The organism is Mycolicibacter minnesotensis, from assembly GCF_010731755.1.
GTDB lineage: Bacteria > Actinomycetota > Actinomycetes > Mycobacteriales > Mycobacteriaceae > Mycobacterium > Mycobacterium minnesotense.
On sequence record NZ_AP022589.1, the window covers coordinates 3,677,045 to 3,693,774 of the forward strand.

The 16,730-nt window shown below is 66.5% G+C and carries 14 protein-coding genes; 7 read left to right on the forward strand and 7 right to left on the reverse strand.

Annotated features, from left to right (window positions below; translation table 11 throughout):
• Nucleotides 1–4: 4 nt before the first annotated feature.
• Nucleotides 5–2,701 (forward strand): DNA polymerase I, encoded by a 2,697-nt coding sequence (gene polA / locus G6N09_RS16990; RefSeq protein ID WP_234806976.1) that lies wholly within the window; start codon nucleotides 5–7, stop codon nucleotides 2,699–2,701.
• 83 nt (nucleotides 2,702–2,784) lie between these two features.
• Here polA and G6N09_RS16995 read toward each other — a convergent pair whose 3' ends face one another.
• A complete protein-coding gene (locus tag G6N09_RS16995; RefSeq protein ID WP_083025063.1) occupies nucleotides 2,785–3,912 on the reverse strand; it encodes a PrsW family intramembrane metalloprotease in 1,128 nt (375 codons plus the stop codon).
• A 173-nt stretch (nucleotides 3,913–4,085) separates the two neighbouring features.
• Between G6N09_RS16995 and rpsA the strand changes: the two genes are divergently transcribed.
• Together rpsA and coaE are read left to right on the forward strand one after the other, a co-directional pair.
• Nucleotides 4,086–5,525 carry a 30S ribosomal protein S1 gene (rpsA, locus tag G6N09_RS17000; protein ID WP_083025285.1) on the forward strand — a complete coding sequence of 480 codons (1,440 nt, stop codon included), beginning with the start codon at nucleotides 4,086–4,088 and terminating at the stop codon, nucleotides 5,523–5,525.
• A 30-nt stretch (nucleotides 5,526–5,555) separates the two neighbouring features.
• Nucleotides 5,556–6,773, forward strand: a complete 1,218-nt coding sequence (gene coaE / locus G6N09_RS17005) for a dephospho-CoA kinase (RefSeq protein ID WP_083025061.1) — start codon at nucleotides 5,556–5,558, stop codon at nucleotides 6,771–6,773.
• Nucleotides 6,774–6,786: 13 nt separating this feature from the next.
• Here coaE and G6N09_RS17010 read toward each other — a convergent pair whose 3' ends face one another.
• Nucleotides 6,787–7,227: a hypothetical protein gene (locus tag G6N09_RS17010; protein ID WP_083025060.1), complete on the reverse strand. Its 441-nt coding sequence runs from the start codon at nucleotides 7,225–7,227 to the stop codon at nucleotides 6,787–6,789.
• 59 nt (nucleotides 7,228–7,286) lie between these two features.
• On the reverse strand, nucleotides 7,287–7,826 hold the full coding sequence (locus G6N09_RS17015; protein ID WP_083025282.1) for a ribonuclease FAU-1 family protein: 540 nt from the start codon (nucleotides 7,824–7,826) through the stop codon (nucleotides 7,287–7,289).
• Between the two features lie 56 nt (nucleotides 7,827–7,882).
• Between G6N09_RS17015 and uvrB the strand changes: the two genes are divergently transcribed.
• Together uvrB and G6N09_RS17025 are read left to right on the forward strand one after the other, a co-directional pair.
• A complete protein-coding gene (uvrB, locus tag G6N09_RS17020; RefSeq protein WP_083025058.1) occupies nucleotides 7,883–10,054 on the forward strand; it encodes an excinuclease ABC subunit UvrB in 2,172 nt (723 codons plus the stop codon).
• Nucleotides 10,051–11,448 (forward strand): MFS transporter, encoded by a 1,398-nt coding sequence (locus G6N09_RS17025; protein ID WP_165756576.1) that lies wholly within the window; start codon nucleotides 10,051–10,053, stop codon nucleotides 11,446–11,448. Before uvrB ends, G6N09_RS17025 begins: the two co-directional genes overlap by 4 nt.
• Here the strand turns inward: G6N09_RS17025 and arsB are convergent.
• Both arsB and G6N09_RS17035 read right to left on the reverse strand, forming a co-directional pair.
• On the reverse strand, nucleotides 11,412–12,902 hold the full coding sequence (gene arsB, locus G6N09_RS17030) for an ACR3 family arsenite efflux transporter (protein ID WP_083025055.1): 1,491 nt from the start codon (nucleotides 12,900–12,902) through the stop codon (nucleotides 11,412–11,414). The genes G6N09_RS17025 and arsB overlap by 37 nt on opposite strands.
• Nucleotides 12,902–13,297 (reverse strand): ArsI/CadI family heavy metal resistance metalloenzyme, encoded by a 396-nt coding sequence (locus G6N09_RS17035; RefSeq protein ID WP_083025278.1) that lies wholly within the window; start codon nucleotides 13,295–13,297, stop codon nucleotides 12,902–12,904. Before G6N09_RS17035 ends, arsB begins: the two co-directional genes overlap by 1 nt.
• Before the next feature lie 102 nt (nucleotides 13,298–13,399).
• Here G6N09_RS17035 and G6N09_RS17040 point away from each other — a divergent pair, with 102 nt between their 5' ends.
• The gene (locus tag G6N09_RS17040) at nucleotides 13,400–13,759 is read left to right on the forward strand and encodes an Rv2640c family ArsR-like transcriptional regulator (protein WP_083025265.1); all 360 of its coding nucleotides are present in this window, start codon (nucleotides 13,400–13,402) and stop codon (nucleotides 13,757–13,759) included.
• A 7-nt stretch (nucleotides 13,760–13,766) separates the two neighbouring features.
• Here the strand turns inward: G6N09_RS17040 and G6N09_RS17045 are convergent, their stop codons facing one another.
• A complete protein-coding gene (locus G6N09_RS17045; RefSeq protein WP_083025053.1) occupies nucleotides 13,767–15,326 on the reverse strand; it encodes a glycosyltransferase family 39 protein in 1,560 nt (519 codons plus the stop codon).
• Between the two features lie 235 nt (nucleotides 15,327–15,561).
• On the opposite strand from G6N09_RS17045, the gene G6N09_RS17050 reads away from it, so the two are divergent.
• Complete coding sequence (locus tag G6N09_RS17050; RefSeq protein WP_083025050.1) at nucleotides 15,562–16,008, forward strand: universal stress protein; 447 nt, start codon at nucleotides 15,562–15,564, stop codon at nucleotides 16,006–16,008.
• Nucleotides 16,009–16,039: 31 nt separating this feature from the next.
• Here G6N09_RS17050 and G6N09_RS17055 read toward each other — a convergent pair whose 3' ends face one another.
• Entirely contained in the window at nucleotides 16,040–16,726 is a 687-nt protein-coding gene (locus G6N09_RS17055) for an MBL fold metallo-hydrolase (RefSeq protein ID WP_083025048.1), read from the reverse strand.
• Between the last annotated feature and the right edge of the window lie 4 nt (nucleotides 16,727–16,730).

Here is a 16,730-nt window from a genome sequence, read left to right on the forward strand (position 1 = left end):
CCCCGTGAGTCAGACCAAACCGACGCTGCTGCTTCTCGACGGAAACTCGCTGGCGTACCGCGCGTTCTATGCGCTACCGGCGGAGAACTTCAAGACACGCAGCGGCCTGACCACCAACGCCGTCTACGGGTTCACCGCGATGCTGATCAATCTGCTGCGCGACGAGGCCCCCACGCACGTGGCCGCCGCGTTCGACGTATCCCGGCAGACCTTCCGTTCCGAGCGTTTCCCGGAGTACAAGGCCACCCGCTCGGCGACTCCCGATGAGTTTCGCGGCCAGATCGACATCACCAAGGAGGTGCTGGCGGCGCTGGGTATCACCACGCTGTCGGAGCCCGGTTTCGAGGCCGATGACCTGATCGCCACGCTGGCCACCCAGGCCGACGCCGAGGGCTATCGGGTATTGGTGGTCACCGGTGACCGCGATGCCCTGCAACTGGTCAACGAGAACGTGACCGTGCTCTACCCCCGCAAGGGTGTCAGCGATCTGACCCGATTCACCCCCGAGGCCGTCGTCGAGAAATACGGCCTGACGCCGGTGCAGTACCCGGATTTCGCGGCGCTGCGCGGTGACCCCAGCGACAACCTGCCGGGCATCCCAGGAGTGGGGGAGAAGACCGCCTCGAAGTGGATCACCGAATACGGCTCGCTGCAGGGACTGGTCGACCATGTCGACACCGTCAAGGGCAAGGTCGGAGATGCGTTGCGCGCCAACCTGTCCACCGTGATCCTCAACCGTGAGCTCACGGACTTGGTGCGTAACGTGCCGTTGGCGCAGACCCCGGACACCCTGCGGCTGGTGCCTTGGGACCGCGAGCAGATTCACCAGCTGTTCGACGACCTCGAGTTCCGGGTGCTGCGGGATCGACTGTTCGAGACACTGTCCACAGCCGGCGGCACGGTGGCCGAGGCCGAAGAGGGCTTCGAGGTGCGCGGCGGCGCACTGGAACCAGGGACGGTCGCGGGCTGGCTGACCGAGCATGCCTCCGACGTGCGCCGCACCGGACTGGCCGTGATCGGCACCCACCGCAGCTTCGACAGTGATGCCACCGCGCTGGCGCTGGCCTCGGCCGACGGGGAGGGCGGCTATATCGACACCGCAGCCCTGACCGCCGAGGACGATGCCGCGCTGGGGACCTGGCTTGCCGACCCGACCAAACCGAAGGCATTGCATGAGGCCAAGCTGGCCATCCATGATCTGGCCGGGCGCGGCTGGGTCTTGGAGGGTGTCACCAGTGACACCGCACTCGCCGCTTACCTGGTGCGTCCCGGCCAGCGCAGCTTCAGCCTCGATGATCTCTCGGTGCGCTACCTCCGGCGGGAACTGCGCGCTGAATCCGATGAACAACAACAGCTTTCGCTGCTCGATGACACCGAGGGCATCGACGACCAAGCCGCGCAGACGGCGATCCTACGGGCCAGGGCGGTCAATGATCTGGCCGACGCCCTGGACCTCGAACTGGACCGGATCGACTCCGCCGGTCTGCTCTCCGACATCGAACTGCCCCTGCAGCGGGTGTTGGCCGAGTTGGAGGACGCCGGGATCGGTGTCGACCTCGGCCACCTGAATCAGCTGCAGAGCCGGTTCGGCGACCAGATCCGCGACGCCGCGGAGGCGGCCTACGCGGTGATCGGTAAGCAGATCAACCTCGGATCGCCCAAACAGCTGCAGGTGGTGCTCTTCGACGAGCTGGGCATGCCCAAGACCAAGAAGACCAAGACCGGCTACACCACCGACGCCGACGCCCTGCAGACCCTGTTCGACAAGACCGGGCATCCGTTCCTGGAGCACCTGCTGACCCACCGCGACGTGACGCGGCTGAAGGTGACGGTCGACGGCCTGCTGAAATCGGTGGCCTCCGACGGGCGCATCCACACCACGCTGAACCAGACCATCGCTGCGACTGGCAGGCTTTCTTCTACCGACCCCAACCTGCAGAACATCCCGATCCGCACCGACGCCGGCCGCCAGATCCGCGACGCCTTCGTGGTCGGTGAGGGCTTCCCCGAGCTGATGACGGTGGACTACAGCCAGATCGAGATGCGCATCATGGCGCATCTGTCGGCCGACGCCGGCCTCATCGAGGCGTTCAACACCGGTGAGGACCTGCACTCGTTCGTCGGGTCGCGGGCGTTCTCGGTGCCCATCGACGAGGTGACCCCGGACATGCGCCGCCGGGTCAAGGCGATGTCCTACGGCCTGGCCTACGGGTTGAGCGCTTACGGACTGGCCTCCCAACTGAAGATCTCCACCGAAGAGGCCAAAGAGCAGATGGACGCCTACTTCGACCGCTTCGGCCGGGTGCGCGACTATCTGCACGAGGTGGTCGAGCAGGCCCGCAAGGACGGCTACACCTCGACGGTGCTGGGTCGGCGGCGCTACCTGCCGGAGCTGGACAGCAGCAACCGCCAGGTCCGTGAGTCCGCCGAGCGGGCCGCGCTCAACGCCCCGATCCAGGGCAGCGCGGCCGACATCATCAAGGTGGCCATGATCAACGTCGACACCGCGCTCAAGGCTTCGGATCTGCGGTCGCGGATGTTGCTGCAGGTGCACGACGAATTGCTGTTCGAGGTGGCCGAAGGGGAGCGCGAGCCGCTGGAGGCCCTGGTGCGCGACAAGATGGGCAGCGCTTACCCGCTCAGCGTCCCGCTGGAGGTCGCGGTGGGCTATGGGCGCAGCTGGGACGCTGCCGCGCACTGACCGAGCACAAGCTCGTTGACTCTGCGCTCACGGCAACGTGTCGCGGCGTGTCGTCGCCCTGACCGCAGAGTCAACGCAGAACGCTAGCGCCGCACCGGCAGGGGAGAGTGATACCCGGCCATGGTGTAGAGCACCGGCGCCGCGGCACGGGCAGCCACCACCCCGTAGGCGTCCTCGTGCTGTTCCGCGAACACCTCGGGATCGCCGAAGCCGCGATCGATGCGGTCCCGGATGAACGCCAGCCGCACCACCTGGACGGCGAATTTCTTCACGGCCCGGCCGGCGGGTCGGCCGCCGATGCGGGTGGCCTCGCGGATGGCGTGCTTGCGGGTCCGGATCGATCCGAGCCAGGTCGCCTCGTTGGCGCTGATCAGCCCGCCGGCCACCATGGCGGGCAGTTTGGTCGCTACCAGCTGCTGTTCGTGTCGACGGCTGAGCATGGCCAGCAACACCATCAGCAGGAACACCGGCACCAGCCAGAACAGGTACGTCACCAGGAACAACTGCCCACCACCAACTGCCAGGGAGGCATTCCAGGAGGCGTGCAGCGCCACCGCCCCCAGGTAGCCGAGCAGAATCACGAATGCCTTCGACCAGAACCCATGGCGGCGCAGTGCGAAGAACACCCCGATCCCGGTCATCGTGGTGAACAGCGGGTGGGCGAAGGGGCCGAAGATCAGCCGGGCGATCGCCACTGCGGCCATCTTCGCCGGTGAGTCGGCAGGGGCGATATAGACGATGTCTTCCATCCAGGCGAATCCCACCGCAACGATGCCCGCGTAGACCATGCAGTCGGTCATCGAGTTGAGCGCGAGGCGTCGGCGTCCGGTCAGCATGATCAGCAGGAAAAGGCCCTTGGCGGCCTCCTCGATGAACGGTGCCTGGATGGCGGCCATGTCGAAGGTCTTCGACACCAGCGGGCGAATGTTGGCCACCGACGACCCGAAGGTCTCCAGGCCCACGGCCAGCACCACGGCCACCGATGCACCCCAGAGGAATGCCAGTTGCAGCAGGCGGCGCGGCTCGGGCTCCCAGCGATCCAGCCACCGGTAGCACAGCAGCACCACCAGCATCGACATGCTCGCCAGCACCAGAGCGGTCAGGGTTCCGCCCGGGTTGGCCGCGGTGAACAACAGCAACAGGAACGTCGTGAGAATGGCGAGCAGGACAATGACGATGAGCGGCGCTCCGACTTTCCGCCGGTTCCGCATCTGAGGCATAGCGAGCGAGCGTAGCCACCGGTTTGTCCAGCGTGCAACGCGTCGAGTAGCCTCAACTGGTAGTCCGCGACTAGTCCCAGACCGAGATCGTGTGCTACCGCGTGTTCAGCATGCGTGACATCACCCGTCCCTACTACGCCACAATGTCCGGAGCAACCCAACACATGCCAAGTCCCACCATCACCTCGCCGCAAGTAGCCATCAACGACATTGGCTCGGCCGAGGACTTTCTCGCCGCTATCGACAAGACGATCAAGTACTTCAACGATGGCGACATCGTAGAAGGGACGATCGTCAAGGTTGACCGGGACGAGGTCCTGCTCGACATCGGTTACAAGACCGAAGGGGTCATCCCCTCCCGCGAACTGTCCATCAAGCACGACGTCGACCCCCACGAGGTGGTGTCCGTCGGCGATGAGGTCGAAGCTCTGGTCCTGACCAAAGAGGACAAAGAGGGTCGGCTGATCCTGTCCAAGAAGCGCGCCCAGTACGAGCGCGCTTGGGGCACCATCGAGGAGCTCAAGGAGAAGGACGAGGCCGTCAAGGGCACCGTCATCGAGGTCGTCAAGGGCGGCCTGATCCTCGACATCGGGCTGCGCGGCTTCCTGCCGGCCTCGCTGGTGGAGATGCGCCGGGTCCGCGACCTGCAGCCCTACATCGGCAAAGAGATCGAAGCCAAGATCATCGAGCTGGACAAGAACCGCAACAACGTGGTGCTGTCGCGTCGCGCTTGGCTGGAGCAGACCCAGTCCGAGGTGCGCAGCGAGTTCCTCAACCAGCTGCAGAAGGGCGCCGTCCGCAAGGGTGTCGTGTCCTCGATCGTCAACTTCGGCGCCTTCGTCGACCTGGGCGGCGTGGACGGCCTGGTGCACGTCTCCGAGCTGTCCTGGAAGCACATCGACCACCCGTCCGAGGTGGTTCAGGTGGGCGACGAGGTCACCGTCGAGGTGCTCGACGTCGACATGGACCGCGAGCGGGTTTCGCTGTCGCTCAAGGCCACTCAGGAAGACCCGTGGCGGCACTTCGCCCGTACCCACGCGATCGGTCAGATCGTCCCGGGCAAGGTCACCAAGCTGGTGCCGTTCGGTGCGTTCGTCCGCGTCGAGGAGGGCATCGAGGGTCTGGTGCACATCTCCGAGCTGGCTGAGCACCACGTCGAGGTCCCGGACCAGGTGGTCGCGGTCGGCGACGACGCCATGGTCAAGGTCATCGACATCGACCTGGACCGTCGCCGGATCTCGCTGAGCCTCAAGCAGGCCAACGAGGACTACACCGAGGAGTTCGACCCCTCGAAGTACGGCATGGCCGACAGCTACGACGAGCAGGGCAACTACATCTTCCCCGAGGGCTTCGACGCCGACACCAACGAGTGGATCGAAGGTTTCGACAAGCAGCGCACCGAGTGGGAGGCCCGCTACGCCGAGGCCGAGCGCCGGCACAAGATGCACACCACGCAGATGGAGAAGTTCGCCGCTGCCGAGCACGCGGAGCCGCGCTCGGGTGCCAACGGTTCGCACCGCGACGAGGCTCCGGCCGGCGGTTCGTTGGCCAGCGACGAGCAGCTCGCCGCTCTGCGGGAGAAGCTCGCCGGTAACAGCGCTTAACTCGCGCTCAAGCGGGTTGAAGGGGCGCAGATGCTGCGTATCGGTCTGACCGGCGGTATCGGCGCCGGTAAGTCGACGGTGTCGGCTACCTTCAGCCACCACGGTGGTGTCATCGTTGACGGTGACGTCATCGCCCGTGAAGTTGTGGAGCCCGGTACCGAAGGCCTCGCCAAATTGGTCGAGGCCTTCGGGCCGGGCATCCTGCTTTCCGACGGAGCTTTGGATCGTCCGGCGCTGGCGGCGATCGCCTTCAGTGACGACGACAAGCGAGCGATCCTCAATGGCATCGTCCATCCCCTGGTGGCGCACCGCCGGTCGGAGCTGATCGCCGAAGCCGGTGACGAGGCGGTGATCGTGGAGGACATCCCGCTTCTGGTCGAATCACAGATGGCCCCGCTGTTCCCGCTGGTGGTCGTGGTGCACGCGGACGTAGAGACACGAGTAGCCCGACTCCTCCAGTACCGTGGCATGTCGGAGGAGGATGCGCGGGCTAGGATCGCCGCGCAGGCCACCGAGCCGCAGCGTCGCGACGTCGCCGATGTCTGGCTGGACAACTCGGGGGACCCCGAACAGCTGGCAGAACAGGCACTGGAGCTGTGGCACCGGCGCATCAAGCCGTTCGCACACAATCTGATCACCCGCCAGACGGTGCCCTCCCCGACGCGCGTCAAGCCGGCCGACCCGACCTGGCCGGATCAGGCGCAACGCATCCTCGCCCGGCTGCGCACCGCGTGCGGGCACCGGGCGGTCCGGGTGGATCACATCGGCTCCACAGCGGTGACCGGGATGGACGCCAAAGACGTCATCGACGTCCAGGTCACGGTCGCCTCCCTGGCGATGGCCGACGAACTCGCCGATTCCCTGCTGCGCGCCGGCTATCCCGCGGTGGAGGCGATCACCGCTGACAACGGCAAGCCCGACGCGCGCAGCACCGCAGCCGAATTCGATCACGTGGGAGATCCGGCGTTATGGCAGAAGCGTATTCACGCCTCCGCCGATCCGGGGCGGGCCACCAACGTGCACATCCGAGTCGAGGGGTGGCCCAATCAGCAGTTCGCGCTGCTGTTTCCGGCCTGGCTTTCCGCCGACCCTGCCGCCCGGGCCCAGTACCTGGCGGTCAAGCGTGACGCCGAGCGCGCGGGTATCGACGGCGGTATCGAGGCCTACGCGCAGGTCAAGGAGCCCTGGTTCGACGCCGCCTATCGGCAGGCGTGGGCCTGGGCCGACGACACCGGGTGGCGTCCCTAGCGGACCTGGCCGGTCAGGCCATGCTGCTGATCAGCGCGCCGCACAGCATCGCGCCGGTATGGGGGTCATTGGTATTGCCCCAGGTGTTGACGAACCGCTCACTCTTGACCGTGGTGACCTCGTCGACCTTGATCTCGCAGTGCACGGTCGCGGTGGTCGGGAAGCGCAGCCGGATCACCATGCCGGCCTTGCTGGGGTCAGACATCACGGTGTTGGCCTCGAACGGAGTGCCGAACGCGTCGAGGTCTGCGCTGGCGGTCTCGTAGTCGTTGCGCATGAAGGTGACGACGTTGCCGCTCGACCAGGCGTCGACCTTCGCGATGTAGGTGACGTTGTGCAGCTCGGTGGTGTTGTCGTTGTCATCGGCTGCCGCCGGGGCTGGGATCAGCTGACCGCTGCCGAACAGGGCCGCGGTGGTCGCTGCGGCGACACCGATTCGCAGTGTGGCGTTCATATCAGCGGAGTTTAGCGCGATCACCGAAACTACCTGCGGGCATTGCCCGCTCCCTGGGTCTACTGAGATGCCGGTGGCGTCCCGGTGAATCCGTCGCCGACCGGCCAGCTCAGCTGCATGCCCTGATCGCCGAGCCACCGCTGTAGGTCGTAGCCGTGCCGTGCCAGGCCGTCGACGGCGGCCACCGCACGCAACACCGCCTGCTCGGCGTCGTGCCTGGTCAGCAGGCCCTCGGCGACGGCGGCCACCAGCTCGTCGGTGTCGGCGAGCTCTACGCCGGATCCGGTGCGGACCACCAGATCCAGGTAGTGGTCGCGTGCATGCCAGAGCTGTGGGCCCGCGGTGTATTCGCCGACGTCCAGATAGAAGTCCTGGTCGCGCTCATGGCCCGGGTTGAAGTGGAACACGGTTGCGCGGAGTCCCAGCGACGGCAGCAGCCAGGACTGCAGATAGTGGAACTGCGCGCGGCCGGGGGTGGGCCGGGCCAGATAGAGGCCCCAGGGCTGCACCGTGTAGATGTCGACGGCGCGCACCACCCCTTTGGGGTCGGTGTTGGTGTGGCCGACCAGATCAAAGGTCTCTTCCTTTGGTGCGTGCACCGCGATGCCCTTCTGCCCTGACCGCACTGTCGGCGGCCGCGCTTACTCTGGTTTCCGTGGCCTTCGCAACGGAACACCCCATCGTCGCGCATTCGGAGTACCGGCCTGCCGCTGACGCCGTCGAGGGCGTCGTGCGCGCCGGCGGCCGGTTCGAGGTGGTCAGTGAATTCCAGCCGGCCGGTGACCAGCCGGCCGCCATTGCCGACCTGGAGCGCCGCATCACCTCCGGGGAGAAGGACGTGGTGCTGCTGGGTGCCACCGGTACCGGGAAGTCGGCCACCGCAGCCTGGCTGATCGAACGGCTACAGCGGCCCACCCTGCTGATGGCTCCCAATAAGACGTTGGCCGCGCAGCTGGCCAATGAGCTGCGAGAGATGCTGCCGCACAATGCCGTCGAATACTTCGTCTCGTACTACGACTATTACCAGCCGGAAGCCTATATCGCGCAGACCGACACCTACATCGAGAAGGACAGCTCCATCAACGACGACGTGGAGCGGCTGCGCCATTCGGCGACTTCCAGCCTGCTGTCCCGGCGTGACGTCGTGGTGGTGGCGTCGGTGTCCTGCATCTACGGTCTGGGCACCCCGCAGTCCTACCTGGACCGCTCCGTCGAGCTGCAGGTCGGTGCGGAGGTGCCGCGCGATGCCCTGTTGCGCCTGCTGGTCGACGTGCAGTACACCCGTAACGACATGTCGTTCACCCGTGGATCGTTCCGGGTGCGCGGCGACACCGTCGAGATCATCCCCTCCTACGAGGAGCTGGCGGTGCGCATCGAGTACTTCGGCGACGAGATCGAGGCGCTGTACTACCTGCACCCGCTGACCGGGGACGTGGTCCGCAAAGTCGATTCGCTGCGCATCTTCCCGGCCACCCACTACGTCGCCGGTCCAGACCGGATGACCCAGGCCATCTCCACCATCGAAGAGGAGTTGGCGGCCCGGCTCGACGAACTGGAGCGCCACGGCAAGCTGCTGGAGGCCCAGCGGCTGCGGATGCGCACGAACTACGACATCGAGATGATGCGTCAGGTCGGTTTCTGCTCGGGGATCGAGAACTATTCGCGCCACATCGACGGTCGCGGCGCCGGCACGGCGCCAGCCACGCTGATCGACTACTTCCCCGAGGATTTCCTACTGATCATCGACGAGTCGCACGTCACCGTGCCGCAGATCGGCGGCATGTACGAGGGCGACATGTCGCGCAAACGCAATCTGGTCGAGTTCGGCTTCCGGTTGCCATCGGCGTGCGACAACAGGCCGTTGACCTGGGAGGAGTTCGCCGACCGGATCGGCCAGACGGTCTACATGTCGGCCACCCCGGGCCCCTACGAGCTCAGCCAGGCCGGCGGGGAGTTCGTCGAGCAGGTGATCCGCCCTACCGGCCTGGTCGATCCCAAGGTGGTGGTCAAGCCGACCAAGGGCCAGATCGATGACCTCATCGCCGAGATCCGGCAGCGCACCGAGGCCGACGAGCGGGTGCTGGTCACCACGCTCACCAAGAAGATGGCCGAAGACCTCACCGACTACCTGCTGGAGATGGGCATCCGGGTGCGTTATCTGCACTCCGAGGTCGACACCCTGCGCCGGGTCGAGCTGCTGCGGCAGCTGCGGCTGGGGGAGTACGACGTGCTGATCGGCATCAACCTGCTGCGCGAGGGCCTCGATCTGCCGGAGGTGTCGCTGGTTGCGATCCTGGATGCGGACAAGGAGGGTTTCCTGCGCTCCACTCGCAGCCTGATCCAGACCATCGGCCGCGCTGCCCGCAATGTCTCGGGCGAGGTCCACATGTATGCCGACAAGATCACCGACTCGATGCGCGAGGCCATCGACGAGACCGAACGGCGGCGGGCCAAGCAAGTCGCCTACAACGAGGAGCACGGCATCGACCCGCAGCCGCTCCGCAAGAAGATCGCCGACATCCTCGACCAGGTCTACCGCGAGGTGGAGGACACCGAAGCCGTAGAGGTCGCGGGGTCGGGTCGCAATGCCTCGCGTGGGCGGCGTGCCCAGGGCGAGCCAGGCCGATCGGTCAGCGCCGGGATCATCGAGGGCCGTGACACCAGCAACATGCCCCGCGCCGAGCTCGCCGACCTGGTCAAGGACCTCACTGAGCAGATGATGAACGCGGCGCGCGACCTGCAGTTCGAACTGGCGGCCCGGATTCGCGACGAGATCGCCGACCTCAAGAAGGAATTGCGGGGCATGGACGCGGCCGGGATCAAGTGACCCTGCATGACACGGGCAGCTGGCGTGAGCTGCTCGGCAAGCGGTATTTGGGCACTTCGGCGGTGCTGGCCGGCGGTGTCGCGCTGTATGCCACCAATGAGTTGCTGACCATCAGCCTGCTGCCCAGCACCATCAATGACATCGGCGGGGAGCGGTTCTACGCCTGGGTGACAACTCTGTATCTCGTCGGATCGGTGCTCGCGGCGGCGGCGGCCAACGCGGTCCTGACTCGACTGGGCTCCCGGTCGGCCTATCTTGTGGGCCTGCTGGCCTTCGGCGCGGGTGCGGTGGTGTGTGCGCTGGCGCCCCAGATGGAAGTTCTGCTGGTCGGCCGCACCCTGCAGGGCATGGGCGGTGGACTGCTGGCCGGGCTGGGCTATGCGCTGATCAACGCGGTACTGCCCAGCTGGTTGTGGACTCGGGCCTCGGGGCTGGTGTCGGCCATGTGGGGGATCGGCACCCTGGTCGGGCCGGCGGCCGGCGGCCTGTTCGCCCAGTTCGGGATCTGGCGGTGGGCCTTCATCGTGATGGCGTTGCTGACCGTCGCGATGGCCGTGGCGGTCAGTGTGGTGCTGACGGCCGGCAGCAGCGGGCACCGGGGTGAGCCGACGACATTCCCGCTGCGGTCGCTGCTGTTGCTGGGCGGCGCGGCGCTGGCGGTGAGCGTGGCGCAATTACCGCGCAGCCTGCTCGGGGCCACCAGTCTGTTGCTCGTCGGCGGGATTCTGCTGATGGTGTTTCTGGTGGTGGATCGGCGCTCGCAGTCCGCGGTGTTGCCGCCCAGCGCATTCCATCCCGGCCGTGCGAAGTGGATATACCTGACCCTGGGCCTGTTGATGGCCACCACGAAGGCCAATCTGTACATCCCGTTGCTGGGTCAGCGCCTGGCCCACCTCGCGCCTGTGATGGCGGGTTTTCTGGGCGCAGCGCTGTCGACGGGCTGGACATTCAGCGAGATCGCCAGCGCCTCGGTGAGCAAGGTGCGGGTGGTCATCGGGTTGGTGATCAGCGCACCGCTGGTGATGTCGGCAGGGCTGGCGGTGGTCGCGTTCACCCGGATGAACCACTACAACCCGACGGCGGTGGCCGCGATCTGGGCGGTGGCGCTGCTGGTGGTGGGCATCGGCGTGGGCGCGGGCTGGCCGCACCTGTCGGCGTGGGCGATGAGCTGCGTCGACGATCCCGCCGAGGGGGGTACCGCCGCGGCGGCCATCAACACCGTCCAGTTGATCGGCGGGGCGTTCGGGGCGGGCTTCGCCGGTCTGGTGGTCAACACCGCGATGAGCGCCGGTCAGCCCGCGGCCCGCTGGCTGTTCGCGATCTTCGCTGTGCTCGCCGCGCTGGGATGTGTAGCGGCTTATCGGGCCAGCCGCGGTGCCGGAGCCGTCGCCTGAGGTGACGCGACCGAGGGAAGCAGTTCGTCGACCAAGGCGTGGACCCGGGCGGCGATGTCGTCACGGATGCCCCTGACGGCGTCGATGGGCTGTCCGGCAGGGTCATCGAGCTTCCAGTCTCGATAGATCACGCCGGGGAAGTGGGGGCAAGAATCTCCGCAACCCATGGTGATGACGACATCACTGGTCTGAACCGTGTCGGCGGTGAGGACTTTGGGCGTGGCGCCGGTGAGATCGATACCGATCTCGGCCATCGCCGCCACGGCGCCAGGGTTGATCTGGTCAGCCGGCTCGGTCCCGGCGGAACGAACTTCGATGCGGTCGCCGGCGAGGTGGCTCAACAGCGCGGCGGCCATCTGCGAGCGACCGGCGTTGTGCACGCAGACGAACAACACACTGGGTCGGGTGGGCGCGGAGAAGCGTGATTGCAGCGCCAGTGACGCATAGACCAAACCGACCAGCACGGGCACTTCGATCAGGGGACCGACGACCCCGGCCAGGGCCTGTCCGCTGGTCGCTCCCCAGGTAGCGACGGCCACTGCGATAGCCAGTTCGAAATTGTTGCCTGCCGCGGTGAAGGCCAAGGTGGTGGTGCGCGCATAACCGAGACCGAGTGCGGCGCCCAGCGCATAACCGCCACCCCACATGATGGCGAAATAGGCGAGTAGCGGGATCGAGATGCGGAGCACGTCGAGCGGCTCATGGGTGATCCGATCACCTTGCAGCGCAAAGAGAATCACGATCGTCAAGAGCAATCCATACAGTGCCCACGGCCCGATCCGCGGCAGGAACTTGTGTTCATACCAGTCGCGGCCCCTGGTGCGTTCGCCCACGCGGCGGGACAGGTAGCCGAGGGCCAGCGGAATGCCCAGGAAGATCGCCACCGATTTGCCGATCTGCGACGGGGAGATCTCGATACTGCTCTGCGGCAGTCCAAGCCAGCCCGGCAACACCGAAAGATAGAACCAGCCCAGGACTGCGAACATCGCGACCTGGAACACCGAGTTGAGCGCGACGAGAACGGCGGCGGCTTCGCGATCGCCGCAAGCCAGGTCGTTCCAGATGATGACCATGGCGATGCAGCGCGCCAGCCCGACGATGATCAGCCCGGTGCGGTATTCAGGCAGGTCGGCCAGCAGCAGCCAGGCCAGGACGAACATCACCGCCGGTCCAATAATCCAGTTGAGCAGCAGCGAGCTGAGCAGCAGTCGCCGGTCGGAGGTGACGGTGTCGAGCCGGTCGTAGCGCACCTTGGCCAGCACCGGATACATCATGATCAGCAGCCCGGCGGCGATCGGGAGCGAGATCCCGTCGATCTGCACCGAGGTGAGGCCGGCGCCCAGGCTGGGGATCATCCGTCCCAAGGCCAGGCCGGTGGCCATGGCGAGCCCGATCCAGACCGGCAGCAGGCGGTCCAGCGTGGAAAGTCTTGTAGCTGTGCTGTTGTCGCCCATCAGCAGCAGGTAGCCGGCGCGTCGGCCGAATCGGTGTCGGCGATCTTGGTGTAGACCTCCCAGCGTTCTTGATCGGGGCCGCTGACCCAGACCTTGTCCTGGGTGGCAAAGCAGCAGGTGGTTCCCATCTGCTTCTCGGTGAACAGATCGGCGGCCTGCAGGCGAGCGATCTCGGCGTGGACGACACTGCTTGACGTCACTTCGATGCCGAGGTGGTTCAGGGTGCCGCCGTGGCCCGGATTCTGCATCAGCACCAACTTGAGTGGGGGGTCGCTGATCGCGAAATTGGCATAGCCCGGCTTGATCTTGGCCGGCTGGGCATTGAAAAGCGCGGAATAGAACGCGATGGCGGCGTCGAGGTCGTCCACGTTGAGTGCGAGTTGAATGCGGGACATGGCAACCACCTCCGGGTTGTGCGACATATGTCGAATCATCGATCCGGTGTCAGCATGCCGACGTCTTCGACATATGTCAATAAACCTGCCAGAATGAGCGGCATGCCCAAAGCACTGCCGGTGATCGACACGACCGCCCCGGTGTGCTGCGCGCCGGTTGCGGCGGGCGCCATGACGGACGCGGATGCGCTGGAGATCGCGCTGCGGCTCAAGGCATTGGCGGACCCGGTACGGGTCAAGATCGTGTCCCACCTGTTCGGCGCGAGCGCCGGGGAGGAGAGTTCTGGCGAGTTGGCCACGGTGCTGGGTCTGAGCGAATCCACCGTGAGTCACCACCTGACCCAGCTGCGCAAAGCCGGACTGGTGCTGTCGCATCGCCGCGGGATGAATATGTTTCACCAGGTCCGCCCGGATGCCTTGCAGGCACTGTGCGCGGCCTTGGACCCCAACTGCTGTACCTAGGCGCCGCTCACCGGATGGACTTGATCACCTGGGCGAACGTGAACTGCCAGCGTTCAACGACGTGGAAGCCCAGCGCCTGCAACATCTGACCGTCGGGCGTGCGGGCGAATCGCTTGCCCGGCGGCAACATCACCGCACGCTGATGGGTGGGCAGGCCGCGGTCATGATCGGTGATCGTCCAGATCGCCGGGCACTGATCGAACTGGTCGGCCAGCGCCGACACCGACAGGTGCCCGTCCCACAGCCGCCCCAGCGTCTGGCGGTGCGGCCCCAGTCCGGGATCGGTCAGCTTCGCGAATGCCTCGGGGCGCGCGGCCGTCAACGCCCGGATGGGGCCGGGCAACCACCGGGTGGTGTTGTCGATCAGCAGGCAGTCCCCAGCCTGGGCGTGCGCGACGATCACGTCGGCCACCGCGCTGTAGTCCCAGCCCTTCTCCTTGGTATACCGATCACGCTGATTAGCAACGTAATTAGGCAACGCTGCCAGTGCCAGAACTGCGACGACGGCGATCACGGCGCGTCGTGAACCGGCCAGAGTGGTGATGGCAATGGCCAGGGCAATCGCCATGGCCGGCGCCGTGCTGATCAGATACCGCGGGTAATAGACGGGCTTTGCCACCGCGGAATAGGCCACCGTGGCCAACGTCGGAATGAGCATCCACGTCACACACAGCAGCACCAGCCGGCGCGTGTCGGAGTCGGGGGCCGGGCGGGCACCGGTCCGCACCGCCACCACCGCCCCGGCCAACATGAGCCACGCCAGGATCGTGAACGGCACGCTCTTGTCGAAGTACTGCTGCTCAACGATCTCCACGACGGTCTGCGGGCCCGGTGGCCGAATCCAGGCGACCTGACGGATCTGCCCCTGGCTGAACCACAAGAACGGCGCCAGTGCCACCAGCGCGCCACCGGCCGCGACAGCCCACCTCCGCCTCGCCCGGGAATCGGCCCCCACGATGCGCAGCGTCACCGCGTGAACCGCCACCACGAGCACGGTGAACGTGTTGAGCAGTGTCGATACCGCGATCGCCACGCCGTAGCCGGTCCACAACCCGACGGTGTTGCGTCGGGCCGCGGCAACCCACAGCACGGTGAGCCAGACGGTGGCCATCGCCGCCAATGCGTACGGGCGGGCCTCGACGCCGGCCCATGTCATCCGCGGCAAGATCGCGTAAAGCGCACCGGCGCAAAGGGATACCTGCCGGCTGCTGAATCTGCTCGTCAGCACGACCACACCGGCGGCCCCAACGCCGACCGCCAGCGCGCTCGGCAGCCGTGACCAGAACTCGGTTGCGGGGAACACCGCGAACCAGCCGTGCATCAACAGGTAGTACAGGCCGTGCACCGCGTCGATGTGAGTGAGCAACCGCCACAGTTCCGGTAGCGAACGGTGCGTCGCCGCCGAGATGGTGGCGGCCTCGTCGAACCACAGCGAAGGCCGGCTCGCCCCGATAACGCTGATCAGCGTTGCCGCGACGGCGATTACGGCCGCATCCGGTGACCGCGACGAGCGAGCGTTCGGGGACACCTCGATGCTCACCGGTGCCGGGGTCAGGACCTGGCTCACCGGCGTGCGCTGTTGGTTGCGGTGGCAGTGATGACATTCCACGCTACCGCTCGCCACGTGCTGTCAGCTACGTCACCAGGCCCCCCGCGCGGGGCTTCCTGGCTGTTCAGGAGGCCGAGCACACCACGGCGCAAACGACATGTGACGTCAATTGCCCCCATCGGGGCCGTCGACGCGTTAGGGTCGCCATGGCTTAATTTGCGAACAGGCGATCAATGCACCGGGAGGGTTACGAATGAGCGGCTACAAGACCGTGGTGGTCGGTACGGACGGCTCGGACTCGTCGCTGCGCGCCGTCGACCGCGCGGCTCACCTGGCGTCCGGTGAAGGCTCGAAGGTCGTCATCGCCACCGCCTACCTGCCGCACGCCGACGACCCCCGCGCCGCCGACGCGCTCAAGGACGAGGGCTACAAGGCTTCGGGCAACGCCCCGATCTACGCCATCCTCAAGGAGGCCAAGGAGCGGGCCATCGCGGCCGGCGCCTACGAGGTCGAGGAGAAGGCCATCGTGGGTGCCCCGGTCGACGCGCTGGTGGAGCTGGCCGAGTCGGTCAAGGCCGACCTGCTGGTGGTCGGCAATGTCGGACTGAGCACCATTGCCGGGCGGTTGCTCGGTTCGGTGCCGGCCAACGTGTCGCGGCGCTCCAAGATCGACGTGTTGATCGTCCACACCACCGGCTAACCGCTGGCTAACCGCCGGGGGCGGGGCTAGTTCACCAGCCCCGTTCGCGCCACTCCGCTAGGTGCGGGCGCTCTGATCCCAGAACGGTGTCGTCGCCGTGCCCGGGGTAGACGACGGTGTCGTCCCCGAACCGGTCGAACACCTTGCGGCTCACATCGCCCAGCAGGCGCTCGAAATCTCCAGGCTGCCAAGTCTTTCCGATGCCTCCGGGAAACAGGCAGTCACCGGTGAACAGCTGAGTCACCCCGCCGGTCGCCGCGCCGTCCAGGGCCAGCGCCACCGATCCCTCGGTGTGGCCCTGTAGGTGGATCACGTCGAAGCTCAGTTCGCCGACGGTCACGGTGTCGCCGTCGGCCAGGATGCGGTCTGGTTTCACCGGCAGCGGCTCGGCGTCCAGCGCGTGCGCCGCCGTCGGCGCCCCGGTGGCCTCGACCACCGCGGTCAGCGCCTGCCAATGATCGAAGTGCTGGTGGCTGGTGAGGATCAGCGCCACGTCCGGCGCCTGCTCACGCACCAGGGCCACCAGCTGCTCGGCGTCGTTGGCGGCATCGATCAGCAGGGTCTTGCCGGTAGTGGCGCAGGTCACCAGGTAGACGTTGTTGTCCATCGGGCCCACCGACGCCTTGATGATCGTGGCGCCGGGCAGGGTGCGCCTGGCCGCGGCTCCGGGCTCGACGTGTCCGGTGTAGTTGTCGGCAACCGCGATCTCAGACGTCATATCC